Raw genomic sequence first — 13,766 nt, 5'->3', positions numbered from 1 at the left:
CCTTATTTAATGATCAGACGGGCTGCCAGCGCGTACGCGTGACAGCGTCACGCCAGCCCTGCCAGGTCTGTTGCAGTTGATGATGACGCTCTGCGTCAGGAAGCCAGCTGTCGTGCTCAGGGAGCAGCAGCCTCAGTTGATTGTCGGTCAGGTGTTCAAGCGCACGGCGAGCCAGCAGGCCAGCGCCCAGCGCGGAGAGCTCCGGCGTGGCGCTGCGGGCGACCGGGCACCCAAGCAGGTCGGCCTGAAACTGCATCAGCCAGGCGTTTTGCGTCGGGCCGCCGTCCACCATCAGCCGGTCAAGATGAAAATCAGGATGCTGACGCATCGCCTCAATCACATCGGCGATTTGATAGGCAATCGCCTCCAGTGCCGCGCGGATCAGGTGCGCAGGCGTCACGCCCCGGCTCAATCCACAAATAACGCCGCGCGCGCGATCGTCCCACCAGGGCGCGCCTAAGCCGGTCAGTGCGGGAACAAAATAGGTGCCGAGCGTTGACTCCACGCTGGCGGGCAGCTCGTGCAGGGCGCGGCTCAGCACCTGTCCTTTCCCGTCGGTCAGTCCGGTCGCCTGCGCCATCCAGGCAACGCCGTCGCCGGTGTGCGGAATGTTGCCCTCCAGCCCCCAGGTGATGCGCTCGCCGTCGCGCCAGGCGACGGTGGTGGCAAGCTGCGTCAATGAGGTGTCGGGCGTCAGCAGCGGCGCCATCACCGATGAGCCGGTGCCATAGGTGGTTTTTACCGCGCCGGGCAGGCCCAGCCCGTGGCCGTACAGCGCCGCGTGGGAATCGCCGATCATCGCCATGATCGGCAGGCCGTCGGGAATGCCGCTCAGCCCTGAGGTAACGCCAAACAGCCCGGCGGACGGCAGGATTTGCGGCAGCGCGGCGCGCGGCAGACCAAACAACGCCAGCATCTCGTCGTCCCAGTCGCCGGTTTGCAGGTTCAGGAGCTGGGTGCGGGAGGCGTTAGAGGTATCGCAGCGAAACTGTTTGCCGCCGGTAAAGTGCCACAGCAGCCAGGCGTCAATGGTGCTCAGACAGATTTCGCCGCTGGCCGCACGCGCATGACCCTCAGCCAGGCTGTCCAGCAGCCAGCGCATTTTCGACGCGGAAAACAGCGGTGCTACAGGCAGCCCGGTAATGGCGCGAATCCGCGCTTCCTGTCGATCGTGTCGAAGCTGTTCGCACAGCGCAGCCGAACGGGCGCACTGCCAGCTCAGCGCCGGGCCGAGCGGCGCGCCGCTGGCGCGGTACCAGCCGATCGCCGTTTCGCGCTGGTTACTGATGGCAAGGCAGGCAACGCGGTTTTCACCGACGCTCTGAATCACCTCGCGCAGCACGGTCAGCGACATGTTCAACAGCGTCATACCTTCCTGTTCCACCCAGCCCGGCTGCGGCGTGGAAACCGACAGCGGCCGCGAGGCTTTTGTCAGCACCGCACCGCGCGCGTCAATCGCCACCGCCTTCACATTGCTGGTGCCCTCGTCCAGAGCAATAATCAGATCTCTAGCCATGACTGACCTCAGACAACGGTGTGGCAGCCTGCTTTTTTTCGTGGCGACGCATCAGCACCACTTTGCTTTGCAGACGCTGCTGGAACTGGTCGATCACCACGGCGGTAACAATAACCACCCCTTTGATGACCATCTGCCAGAAGTCGCTGACGCCCATCATCACCATGCCATCGGCGAGGAACACAATCACAAAGGCGCCGATAATCGAGCCGGAGACCCGTCCGCGTCCGCCCGCCAGCGCCGTGCCGCCGAGCACGGTCGCGCCGATGGCGTCCATTTCAAACATGTTGCCGGTCATCGGGTGCGCGGTTTGCAACTGCGAGGCCACCACCAGCCCGACCAGCCCGGCGCAGAGGCCGGAGAAGGCGTAGACAAACATTTTCACTTTCACAATCGGTACGCCCGCCAGTCGCGCGGCGGATTCATTACCGCCGCTGGCGTAGATATAGCGTCCCAGCGGCGTTTTACGGGTGATATAGAGGCCGAGCAGCAGAAAGCCGACCATCAGCCAGATAGGGAGATAGACGCCCAGCAGCTTCCCGGCGCCGAGAAAAGCGAAACCGGTGTTGCCGAGCGGCGCGAAGCCCACCAGGTTGGCATAGGTGCCACCGTCGTTGAACAGCAGCGCCGCGCCGCGCGCGACGTACATCATGCCCAGCGTGCAGATAAAGGGCGCCACGCCGAGACGCGTGATCACCACGCCATTGATCAGGCCAATCACCACGCCACACAGCGTCACCACCAGGATCACTTCCGGCACGTTCAGAAAGAGCAGTTGCTCACCCCAGATGGGCAGGCCGTTGGTGAGTAGTGCACCCGCCACCATGCCGCAGATGCCCGCCACCGCCCCCACCGAGAGGTCGATCCCGCCGGTAAGGATCACCAGCGTCATACCGATGGCCAGCAGGCCGGTAATGGCAACATGCTGCGTCATGATCAGCAGGTTTGATGGCGTCAGGAAGTTCGGCACCATGACGCTGAAAAAGCCGATCACGATGAGCAGCGCAATAAAGGTGCGCGCCTTGAGCAGATACATATAGAGCAGGTATTTCTGATTCATGTTTTTTCCTCACTGCCCGCCGGTGGCTGGCGCGATTAGTCGTGTGGCGTGGATGCGGCGATCAGCTTTTCGCGCGTGGCTTCTGCGCGGGTCAGGTCGGCGGTGATTTTTCCGTCGGCCATCACCAGAATGCGATCGGCCAGCGACATCACCTCGTCCAGTTCCGATGAGGAGAACATCACCGCCAGCCCTGCCTGCGCCATTGAACCAATCAGGTGGTAAACATCGGTTTTTGCGCCCACGTCAATGCCGCGGGTCGGTTCATCAAGCAGCACCACCTCAGGCGCGGTCATCAGCGCTTTTCCCAGCACCACCTTCTGCTGGTTGCCGCCGCTCAGCGAGGTCACCGGCAGTTCGGCATCGCTGACCTTGATCGCCAGCCGGGCGATCATCTCGTCCACGCGCGCGGTCTCCTTTTGCGGATTCAGCCGCGCCAGCGCCCGGCGAAAGCCCTTCAGGCTGAGGTCGCTGAGCATCATATTGCTTTTAATGGACATCATCTCCACCATCCCTTCGCCTTTGCGATCCTCCGGCACCAGCGCAATGCCCTTTTTCAGGCGACGCTGGAAGCCGCAGCGTTCAAGGTTTTCGCCGTTCATCAGCACGCTGCCGCGCTCGCAGTGCATCAGGCCAATGATCCCTTTGAACAGTTCGGTTCGGCCGGCCCCCAGCAGGCCGTAAACGCCAATCACTTCGCCCTTGCGCAGCGCAAAGCTGACATCGTTGAGCGTGTAGCCGCCGTTCTGCGCCAGCGCGGTCAGCCCGTTGACCTGAAGGACGGTTTCGCGCTGTTCGGCAGGCTGATAGTCAAAGTGTTTTTTCTTATCGCCCACCATCTGCTCAATAATCCAGGGTACGCTGGCGTCGCGCACTTCCCGCTCGGCGATGCGTCGCCCGTCGCGAAAAATGGTGATGCAATCGCCAATTTCCATCAGCTCCTCCAGCCGGTGAGAGATATAGATAATGGTGACGCCGCGCCGCTTCAGCGCGCCGATAATAGTGAACAGCACCTTCACCTCCGACTGACTGAGCGCTGAGGTCGGCTCGTCCATAATCAGCACGCGGGTGTCCTTTGACAGCGCCCGCGCAATCTCAACCAGTTGCTGATGACCAATACCCAGTTCGCCAAGCGGCGCCAGCGGATCGACATCCAGTTCCAGCCGCTCAAGCAGCGCCTTCGCTAACTGATACTGATATTTTTCGTTAATCACCCCGTGCTGGAAAAACTCGTTACCGATGAAAATGTTGTCCATCACATTCATGTTCGGAAAGAGATTCAGCTCCTGGAAAATAATGCTGATGCCGTGCTTTTCCGCCTGCTGGGTGGAGGTCAGCGTCACCGGCTTGCCGTCCAGCAGGATCTGGCCCGAGGACGGTGTTTCCACACCCGCCAGCATCTTCATCATGGTGGACTTGCCCGCGCCGTTTTCACCAATCAGCACGTTGACCTGGTTACGCCAGACGCGATAGCTGACGCTGTCCAGCGCGATAACGCCCGGATAGATGCGCGAGACGTTGCGGGTTTCAATAATCACTTCATGACCGTCGGCGACCGGCGTCAGGTGTTCAGCTTCGCTCTGCACTGTTTTCACTCCTTACTGACGCACCACGCGCGCGGGCGTGATATCCGGTACGCTCTTCGGCACGTCCCAACTGCTGAACACGCCATCCACTTCCACGTTATCGCCCGATTTCGGCTGAAGTTTTTTCATGTCACTGGCCGCCAGGGTGTTGATCGCCTTGCCGTAATCGCCAAACAGCACCTGATCGTTAAAGTCCTGATAGCTCGCGCCTTTGTAAACGTCGCGCAGCGCCGTGCCGCGTATAATCGGCCCGGTCTGCACCACCACGCGCTGGCCGCTTTGATCCTGCACGGTCATTTTGCCGCTGCGCGAGGTGGCATTCACCGCCGTGACGCTGCCGCTGATCTTTACCGCGAAGACGCAGGGGTTTTCAGCCTGGCTGCGGTGACCGTACTGCTGGCAGGCGCTGTCGAAATCCTTCGCATCGGCGAGGTTCTTCATCAGCTCGCCCAGCGGCCTGGCCTCCTGCTGCACCTGCGGCACAATTTTTTGCGACCAGGTGGCGTTGATATTGGCCATGTTGGGATTGGGCGGGTTTTTCAGGTCGGCTAACTCCTGCTGTGAAACGATGCGACAGCCGCCGAGCAGCAGCGCGGCCATTGCCAGCCAGACTCGCATGGACATAGGTTTTCTCCTTTGCGCCCCGGCAGGGGCGCTGCTCGGCCCGATTACGATTTGAAGTTGAAATCCTGTACCTTGCCGGCGTTTTCCTGGTCAATCAGAATGCCGCGGAACATTACGCGCTGCTTCTGCGGCTTAGCGCCCTTCTGAATAAAGTTATCGAGATCGGTCACGCCCTGCGCCGCAATCGCCTGCGCCTGAAGCATCACCGTGGCCTTCAGCGTGCCGGCTTTCACCGCATCGCGCTCGTCGTTGCTGCCGTCAATCCCGACAACCGTCACATCGCTCCGTCCCGCCGCCTTCAGCGCCGCAATCGCGCCCAGCGCGACCGGGCCATTACCGCAGATCACCCCTTTCACATCCGGGTGCGCCTGTAAAATGCTGTCCATGATGCGTTTGCCATCAATCAGCGTGCCTTTGGCGTCCTGCTTCGCCACGCTCTGCATATCCGGATACTGATCCAGTACCTGATGGAAGGATTTGGAACGGGTCACGCAGTTGTTATCCGCCAGGTTACAGGTCAGCTCGGCATATTTGCCCTTCTCGCCCATCTTTTCCACGAAGACGTTGGCAACGTCCGAGCCGGCCTGGAAGTTGTTGTGGGTGATCTGCTCAAGCGCCACGTCATCAACCGGGATTTCCCGGTTGATCAGCACCACCGGGATGCCCGCGTCTTTGGCTTTTTCAATGGCGGCGACGCTGGCGGAGGAGTCGGCGTTATCAAGCACGATGCCCTGCACCTTTTTACCAATAGCCGCGTCGATCAGTTCGCTCTGTTTTTTGACGTCCTCGCCGTGAGAAAGGACGGTGGTTTTGTAGCCCAGCTCCTGCGCCTTGACGCTGGCCCCTTTCGCTTCGGAAGCGTAATACGGGTTATCCAGCGAGTTAACGAGGATCATAATGGTGCCCTTTTCAGCGGCGATAGCGGCGTGCGAGAGGGCACAGACCGCAGCAACGGCTGATAGCGTTAAACGCGTTTTCATAGAGGTTCTCTCACTGTTGTTATTGTGTGGGTACAGGGTGTTCGGGTTACCAGATAGTGAAACCGCCGTCGATCATCAGGTCGGCACCGGTGATCATGTCGCTGCCATTGCTGCAAAAGAACAGTACGGCGGCGGCAATTTCATCGGTATAAGCAAAGCGTCCCAGCGGGATCAGCTGCTTCATCGCTTCGCCTTTTTCACCGCGCCAGGCTTTTTCGCCCATTGGCGTCAGCACCACCGTGGGCGAGAGCGTATTCACGTTGATTTTGTGCGGCGCAAACTCCTTCGCCATCACCTTTGTCATGCCCAGCAGACCGGCCTTGGCGGAGGTGTAGGCAACGTGGTTATCAATGGCAATTGAGGCCGCCTGGGAGGCGATGTTGATGATCTTGCCGCCGCGCCCGGCGCTGACCATCCGTCTGGCCGCCGCCTGCGAACAGAGAAACGGCCCGGTCAGGTTGACGGCGATCTGCTTATGCCACTCGTCAATATCCGTTTCCAGCACCGGTTGTAGCATCACATAGCCAGCACAGTTGATCAGAATGTCGATCTGCCCGTAGCGGTGCTCAACGGCGGCAATCGCCTGTTCCACCGAGTTCGGATCGGTGACATCGCACTGAACAAACTGCACGCGCTCCGCATCAAAACGCGTTGCCGCTTCATCAGCCTTCCCTTGCTCAAAAGCGGGATAGAGCAGCGCCAGCCGCGCGCCTTTCGCCAGCAGCATGTCGTTGCTGGCCATGGCGATGCCGCCCAGCCCGCCGGTCACCACCGCAACCTTGCCGCTCAGATCCTGTCCGCTGTCCACGCCGTAACGCAGACTGACATCGTATTCTTGACTCATTTCGGGCTCCTTATGCGGCGGCGGCGATGCCGCGCAGCGTGACGCGCAGGCCTGCCGCATCAATGCGGAACTGACCGCGAAGCGTTTCGCGACTGCTGCTGTGGGTAAATTCATACGCCGGAATGCCCAGCGGGATAAAACGCTGACGCAGACCGTGTTTGTGCAGCAGTTCGCCAATGATGCTGCTGAGGCCGCCGCTCAGCGAATGCTCTTCCATCACGATGACCTGGCGGTGCGCGGCAATCAGTTTGACCACTGCCGTTTCGTCCAGCGGCCAGAGCGACGGCAGCGAGACAATAGTGATGCCCTGCTCCTCTGCCGCCAGTGCCTCGTGCGCCAGCGTGCCCAGGCAGAACACAATCGTCTCTTCTCCCGTCTGTAACACTTCCGGCTTGCCCGGTACAAACTGCCAGCTGTCATCGTGCAGCACCGGCAGTTTGTCGCTGTCCATGCGGATATAGACCGGGCCGTTGTGCTGAATGGCGTAGCGCGTGATGGCGCTGGCCTGGACGGCGTCCGCCGGGGCGAAAATTTGCAGGTTGCCAAAGGTGCGGGCGTTAGCAATGTCGTTGGTGCAGTGATGCGTTGCGCCCAGCGGCCCGTAGGCGAAGCCGGCGTTAAGCCCGAGCATTTTGACGTTGGTTTCGGTATAGCAGATGTCATTTTTAACCTGCTCATTTGAGCGGGCAAAAAGAAACGGTGCCGCATTGGCGGTGAACACGGTGCGCCCGCTGAGCGCCACGCCAGCGGCCATACCGACCATGTTCTGCTCGGCAATGCCGACGTTAATTACCCGATCCGGAAAGGCTTTTTCAAAGGGCGCGATTTTTGACGTGGAAGTGGAATCCGCCACCATCACGCTGAGATTTGCGCCATTCTGCTGCGCCTCCAGCAGCGTGGCGATAACGGCGTCGCGTAAATCTTTCATTGCTCTTCCTCCAGCTCTGCCAGCCCAATCGCCAGCTGTTCATCGTCGGGCACCCCGTGGTGCCAGGCCGGCACATTGGCCATAAATGAGATGCCGTGCCCTTTTTCGGTGTTGGCAAGGATCACCCGCGGTTTGCCCGCAGAAGGCCGGTTCACGGCGGCAAGAATGGCGTCGGGATTGTGGCCGTCGCACTCAATCACCTCAAAGCCAAACGCCAGCCATTTGTCGGCCAGCGGCTCAAGCGGCATGATCTCTTCAGTTTTGCCCGCCAGTTGCAGACGATTCCGATCGACGATGGCGATGAGATTATCAAGACGAAACTTGCTCGCCGACATGGCCGCTTCCCAGTTGGACCCTTCTGCCAGTTCACCGTCGCCCAACAGCACAAACGCCCGCCGATGGCCCAGTCCGGAAAGCTTGTTTCCCAGCGCCAGCCCAACGCCGATCGGCAGTCCATGCCCCAATCCGCCGGAGTTGATCTCCACCAGTTCCGGCAGCTTCTGTCGAATCGGATGCCCTGCCAGCAGCGTGTCGTCGCCCATAAACTGATCGAGCACTTCCGGAGCGATCAGCCCCATCGCCGCCGCGCTACAGTAAAGCCCGCCTGCGCCGTGACCTTTCGACAGGATGAAGCGATCCTGATCCGGTCGCGCGGCCTGCCGGTCCATCACTGCCATAAACAGCGTACAAATAATATCCACTTCAGACAGATCTGCGCCCGTATGGCCTTTACCTGCCCGATGATTCATTTGCAGCACGTAGCGCCGTGCCTGCCGCGCCGTCTGTCTGATTGTCTGAGAGTCCATCATTACCTCTTTGTCTGAAGAGCCGTCGAGCGGGTAGTAAACTGCATTTCATTTTCGAATAAAAATATACGCTATCGTTTTCTACTTATTTGTGGGGGAGATCAAATTTCGAACAAAAGAGATCGTATTTGTTCAACCTGCTGAAATTAGTAGATAAAAAATAATACTCTTTATAATTGATTGAATTATCGCCAGATTAAGTCCTGAGAACGCCTGTTGTGAACAGCTTTAATTTTCATTCGAAAGTAAAGGCCATTTTCGTTTCAATTCGCTTTCCGGCACGCCGCAGAGTAATATTTGTCTCAGAAAGTGGGCGTGCGACGTTCCCGGCCGCAGCCGGGCAGAGGGAGTATTTCTGTTGAAAAACAAAAATGAGCAGTTTGCGGATATGCAACAGCGTCGGGAAAAGATTCTGGAGATGATTCGTGAGGACGGCACCGTCACCGTTAAGATGCTCACCGAAGCATTTGGTCTGACGGAAGCAACGATCAGAACCGACCTGCGGAATCTGCAAAAAGAGGGGTATGTTCAGCGTTATCACGGCGGCGCAACGCTGGCTACCGGCAAACAGAATACCGGCGCATTACTGCTTGAACGGCAAACTCACCTTGATGAGAAGCAGGCTATCGGCAGGCTGGCTGCACAGCATATCGAAAATGGCGACACGGTGATTTTCGATTCAGGCACCACCACTACCGCTATTGCGCAACAGATCGGCCACATTCGCAAATTGTCGGTTGTCACTACTGCGGTCAATATCGCACTGATGCTTGGCGGCGAGCCCGGCATCAACATTTTGCTGACCGGCGGCACGTTTAAATTCCCCACACTTTCCACCTCCGGAGAAAAGGCGGCCAGCTTTTTTGAAAACGTACTGGCGGAGAAGCTGTTCCTCGCCACCGCCTGTATCTCGCCCCGCCTGGGGCTGAGCTTTCCAAGCGAAACCGATATTAAAGTGAAAAGCGCGATGATCAGGTCAGCGCGAACGGTATATGTGGTGGCGGATTCCAGCAAAATAGATAAAGTGTCCATGTTCGCGCTGCCGTGCGACTGGAGCAATATTCACTATCTCATCACCGATAATGGCATCACACCGGAGTCGGTGGCCGCGTTTGAAGCCCTGGGCGTCAATGTGCTGGTTGCCGGTGGGTGAACCGCGAGTCAACGCGGCAAAATAAAATTATTTTCGCTGCGTTACTCATGAATTTTATTACAGTTTTTATCTGGTTTTTCGTTCTCTGATCCGCGCGCTGTCTCCATTTCCTGTTAACGAAACCGCTAATAGATTATGCTTCTTAATCAAATCGTCGCACGCGTTGCCCTGAAGGGTCTTAAAGCGCCTGTATGCGGGCTATTAACATGGAATCCGTCTGCCTGCAATGGTTCCCAATCTCAAATACGTAATGTAAACTAGCTATGGTTTTATCTTTTTGTAAACCTGAATAATTTTAATGTCGCCGCCCTGTTACTCTGCCGGGCGGCGGCAAAATATCAGGGTTTCGCCTTGGACAATAAGACTCACTGATGAAATTCACGAGGATCAATGTGAAAACGAGCATCGCGTTAACCCTGCTGGCCGTGTTGACTCTGGCCGGATGTAAGGCACCGCCGCCGCCGGTGACTGATGATACCGTCGTGACCAGTGAAGTCGATGGCGTTACGCTTACGCATCGTCATGCGGTTCAGGCGCCACAGGCTTTCTCTCCTGTAAATGAAACCTATCGTGCGCTCTACAATGCGTCGGTGATGACCCGTCCGGATTTCAGCGGCAACGTTGTCCGTTATCTGGAGAACGGTAAGCCCTTTACCGTGTTGGGTGAAGTGGAAAACCACTGGCTGGCCGTGGCCGAAACGGATCAGCAGGAACTCATCGGCTATGTGCCCTTCAAGGCAGGCGTAAAAGAAGACCTCTATGACGCGACGGTGCGCAACGATCGCCCTCGTCCGCGCAAAAGCGTTAAAAAAGTGTGCGTTGACGTGGGCGATAAAAGTAAAGCCTGCCGTAACAGCGACACCGCAACCTGGATTTTGGAGTAGCGTTTTCCCGCCCTTCCCGTTCCGGGATGGCGGGCATGCTTCGCCAACGGTATGGACATAGCAGTATCACTACTGCACTGAAGCGGAACTCAAAATAGCCTGATGACGCTGGAAAACGCCGCTGACGCGCCTCGCTCCGTCAGCCATGACAACCCGCTACTGACTGCCGCCGCGCCTTTGCTGAATGCCATTGTGCAGATCCGCCTGGCCGCGACGCATGACGACCCTGCCGGGCTGCGCCAGCAGCTTGTCGACGAGATGCGCCAGTTTGAAGCGCGCTGCAAGCAGGCCGGTCTGCCGTTTGATACGATCATCGGCGCGCGCTACTGCCTGTGTAGCGTGCTGGATGAAGCCGCCGCGCAAACGCCGTGGGGAACGCGCGGCATCTGGTCAGGAAATGGCCTGCTGGTCACCTTTCATAATGAAAGCTGGGGCGGCGAAAAAGTGTTTCAGCTCCTGTCGCGCGTTTCGCAAACGCCAGATCAGCATCTCTGGCTGCTTGAAATTATTCATTACTGCCTTCTGCTCGGCTATGAAGGCCGCTATCGTGGAATGGAGCAGGGCCGTATTCAGCGCGACGCGCTGCGGAATCGACTCACTCGGCTCATTGCTGAAACGCGCGGCGCGCCTCTGCGCGAAACGGCAGTGGAACCGCTTCATGACACGCTGCAAAATACCCTCTGGCGTCCGCCTGCTCCTCTCTGGGCCTGCTTTGCGGTGACGGCATTCGTTGCCGCTCTTCTCTATTCCGGTCTGAACTGGCGGTTGGGTAATGCCACCGAACCGCTGCTGCGCGCTATCTGGCAGATGCCGCTGCCGAAAACTGAAATCGCCGTCCGAACCAACGCCAGCCAGGCGCTGCTCGACCTGCGTCGTCGGCTAGGCGATCTCATCGCTTCGCGTCAGCTTGACGTGGCTGACGGCACAAACGGCAGCAAGGTGATCATTCAGGCTGATGCCCTCTATGCCAGCAACAGAAGCGATCTGTCGCCGCAGGGCAAGACGATTATTAACCGCGTTGCCGCCGCGATGGATGACAGCAAAGGGACGATTCAGGTCAGCGTCTATACCGATAATCAGCCGGTGCCTGACAATAACTTTGCCTCGAATTTTGAGTATTCACTGGCGCGGGCCCGTGCGGTCACGCTGCAAATGCGCGAGCAGATGGCGATGCCGGGCCATCTGTTCAGAAGCGAAGGACGCGGCGACAGCAATCCCCTGCTGCCTGACGACAGTGCAGAGAACCGGGCGCAGAACCGCCGGGTAGAAATCATTCTGTCACCGGCCCCGGTAATCGATGACAGTCACGCGGGGAAATCCTGATGCCCTCCACTTTTTATAATCTGTTTTTCAATCGCCTTCTGTGGGGATTTGTGGGCGTTACTGCCCTGTCGGCACTGGTCTGGGTTCTGGGGCCGCTGTTTTCACTTGAGGGCGTTCACTGGCTTGAAAGCAGGCTCAACCGACAGATCGCCATTGGCATTTGCTACTTTGTGTGGATCTGTTTCCAGCTTATCCCGCAGCTTTACCGCGCCTGGTTCAACAGCAAACTGCTTACTAACCTGCAAACCAGCGGCGTTGACCACGCCGAGCAGGCCGCAACGGAAGATCTGCTGACCTCCCGCTTTACCGATGCGGCGATGATGCTGAAAAAACGCCATTTCCCTGCGCGCGGCAGAAAGAGAAACGGATGGTTGCAGCGATTTACGGCACAGTATCTCTATCAGCTGCCCTGGTACATGATTGTGGGCGCGCCCGGCGCCGGGAAAACCACGGCGCTGATCAACTCAGGGCTGGAGTTTCCCCTGAGCGAAACGCTGGGGAAAACTGCGCTGCGCGGCATCGGCGGGACGCGCCATTGCGACTGGTGGTTTACCGATGAGGCGGTACTGTTGGATACGGCGGGACGCTACACGCTTCAGGAGAGCCAGCGCGCACGCGATGCCGGCGAGTGGCACATGTTTATTAATCTGCTGAAGCGCTATCGCACCCGTCAGCCCATTAACGGCGTGATAATGACGATAAGCGTAGCCGACCTGCTTAGCGACTCCGCCGAGGTGCGCATTGCGCAGGCGGGTTCCCTGCGCCAGCGCATGGCGGAACTGCATCAGCAAACCGGTATCCATTTTCCCGTCTATGTGATGGTGACCAAAACCGATCTGCTGAAAGGCTTTATGAGCTATTTCGGGTCGCTGGATAAAGCTCAGCGCGACAAAATTTGGGGTTTCAGCTTTCCGTGGCACAACAAATTACAGAGCGGACAGGATCTCCACGCGCTGTTTGAGCAGCAGTTCCGCGCGCTGTCGTCCAGCCTGATGGATGACCTGCCGGAGCGAATGACCAGAGAGAGCGATTTGAGCCTGCGCGCGGACTGCTTCCTTTTCCCGCAGGAGTTTGCGTCGCTTCGCCCGCTGCTGGCGGAGTATCTCGACATTGTTTTCTCACCGGAAAACGGTGAAATGCCCTGGGCGCCTCGCGGCCTGTTCTTCACCAGCGGCACTCAGGAAGGCCTGCCGTTTGATCGTATCATGGGAGATCTGACGCGTAAGCTCCAGCTGCCGCAGCAGGCAAACCACACCATTGCCAGCTGGGACAGCGTTCACCGCAATGCCCCTATTCCGGCGAACAGAGGCCACAGCTATTTTATTCGTACCCTGCTGAGCGATATGATTTTCGCCGAGCGCAACCTGGCGGGCAGCGACCGCTCGTGGGAACACCGCAACCGGCTGATTCACTGGACAGGCTATGGCATCCTCGGCATCACGCTGCTTACCGCAGCAGGGCTGTGGACGACGAGCTATTTTAAAAATCAGCGCTATCTGCAACAGGTGGCGACCAGACTGCCGCCCGTTGAGCAGCAGGCGCGCCTGTTGACGCGTAATAACACCGGAAACATCCTGGATCTGCTACCCTTTCTGAATAGCCTGGTGGCGCTGCCGCAGAGTAACGGCTTCACGCTTGACGCGCCGCCGATCACCATGCGAGCGGGACTGTATCGGGGCGAACAGATAGGTGGCGCTGCCTGGAGTTTTTATCAGAACGCGTTGAAATCGTTGTTATTACCGCGCGTGGCGCAAACCATCACTGCTACGCTACGAAATGATAACGGCAGCGACAGTGAATTCAGTCGTAACGCCTTACGCGCCTATCAAATGCTTTACCAGCCGCGGAGCTATGACGGCGAATTTTTACGTGGTTGGGTGATGCAAAATCTCCAGCGTTCCCTGCCCGCCAGCGTAACAACCAGCCAGCTTCAGCAGCTCGACTGGCATCTGAGCCAGTTGTTGGATCGTCAGATTCAGACCTCGCCTTTTGCACGGGACAATGGGCTGGTGGTGAAAAAGCTGTCTACGAATGCGGGCCAGCAACCTGCCTCTCAGCGATAATA

12 protein-coding genes are annotated in these 13,766 nt (G+C 58.3%); 4 read left to right on the top strand and 8 right to left on the bottom strand.

Going from position 1 to position 13,766, the window contains the following annotated elements; genetic code table 11:
• Positions 1-13 precede the first annotated feature (13 nt).
• Genes FA91_RS08135 through FA91_RS08100 form a run of 8 tightly spaced genes read right to left on the bottom strand, consistent with a single transcriptional unit; the run spans position 14 to position 8,341 of the window.
• On the bottom strand, positions 14-1,516 hold the full coding sequence (locus FA91_RS08135) for an FGGY-family carbohydrate kinase (RefSeq protein ID WP_034914386.1): 1,503 nt from the start codon (positions 1,514-1,516) through the stop codon (positions 14-16).
• The gene (locus FA91_RS08130; RefSeq protein WP_034914384.1) at positions 1,509-2,576 is read right to left on the bottom strand and encodes an ABC transporter permease; all 1,068 of its coding nucleotides are present in this window, start codon (positions 2,574-2,576) and stop codon (positions 1,509-1,511) included. The genes FA91_RS08135 and FA91_RS08130 overlap by 8 nt, the downstream gene beginning before the upstream one ends.
• Before the next feature lie 35 nt (positions 2,577-2,611).
• Positions 2,612-4,159 carry a sugar ABC transporter ATP-binding protein gene (locus tag FA91_RS08125; protein ID WP_231566759.1) on the bottom strand — a complete coding sequence of 516 codons (1,548 nt, stop codon included), beginning with the start codon at positions 4,157-4,159 and terminating at the stop codon, positions 2,612-2,614.
• Between the two features lie 12 nt (positions 4,160-4,171).
• Positions 4,172-4,783, bottom strand: coding sequence for a DUF2291 domain-containing protein (locus tag FA91_RS08120; protein WP_034914381.1), 612 nt, complete (start codon positions 4,781-4,783; stop codon positions 4,172-4,174).
• Between the two features lie 44 nt (positions 4,784-4,827).
• Positions 4,828-5,763: a D-ribose ABC transporter substrate-binding protein gene (locus FA91_RS08115; RefSeq protein ID WP_034914380.1), complete on the bottom strand. Its 936-nt coding sequence runs from the start codon at positions 5,761-5,763 to the stop codon at positions 4,828-4,830.
• 46 nt (positions 5,764-5,809) lie between these two features.
• Positions 5,810-6,607, bottom strand: a complete 798-nt coding sequence (locus FA91_RS08110; protein WP_034914378.1) for a GolD/DthD family dehydrogenase — start codon at positions 6,605-6,607, stop codon at positions 5,810-5,812.
• A gap of 10 nt (positions 6,608-6,617) precedes the next feature.
• Entirely contained in the window at positions 6,618-7,535 is a 918-nt protein-coding gene (locus FA91_RS08105) for a transketolase C-terminal domain-containing protein (RefSeq protein ID WP_034914375.1), read from the bottom strand.
• Positions 7,532-8,341: a transketolase gene (locus FA91_RS08100; RefSeq protein ID WP_034919120.1), complete on the bottom strand. Its 810-nt coding sequence runs from the start codon at positions 8,339-8,341 to the stop codon at positions 7,532-7,534. The genes FA91_RS08105 and FA91_RS08100 overlap by 4 nt, the downstream gene beginning before the upstream one ends.
• 358 nt (positions 8,342-8,699) lie before the next feature.
• Between FA91_RS08100 and FA91_RS08095 the strand changes: the two genes are divergently transcribed.
• From FA91_RS08095 to tssM, 4 genes are all read left to right on the top strand, one after another.
• Positions 8,700-9,494 (top strand): DeoR/GlpR family DNA-binding transcription regulator, encoded by a 795-nt coding sequence (locus FA91_RS08095; protein WP_034914373.1) that lies wholly within the window; start codon positions 8,700-8,702, stop codon positions 9,492-9,494.
• Between the two features lie 392 nt (positions 9,495-9,886).
• The gene (locus FA91_RS08090) at positions 9,887-10,378 is read left to right on the top strand and encodes an SH3 domain-containing protein (RefSeq protein WP_156103065.1); all 492 of its coding nucleotides are present in this window, start codon (positions 9,887-9,889) and stop codon (positions 10,376-10,378) included.
• 102 nt (positions 10,379-10,480) lie between these two features.
• Entirely contained in the window at positions 10,481-11,701 is a 1,221-nt protein-coding gene (gene icmH, locus FA91_RS08085; RefSeq protein WP_034914370.1) for a type IVB secretion system protein IcmH/DotU, read from the top strand.
• Positions 11,701-13,764: a type VI secretion system membrane subunit TssM gene (tssM, locus tag FA91_RS08080; protein ID WP_051937103.1), complete on the top strand. Its 2,064-nt coding sequence runs from the start codon at positions 11,701-11,703 to the stop codon at positions 13,762-13,764. The genes icmH and tssM overlap by 1 nt, the downstream gene beginning before the upstream one ends.
• The last annotated feature ends 2 nt before the right edge of the window (positions 13,765-13,766 follow it).

Origin of the sequence: Erwinia sp. 9145 (assembly GCF_000745075.1) — a bacterium.
Lineage (GTDB): Bacteria > Pseudomonadota > Gammaproteobacteria > Enterobacterales > Enterobacteriaceae > Erwinia > Erwinia oleae.
This window is presented reverse-complemented; position numbering and strand designations above follow the sequence as displayed.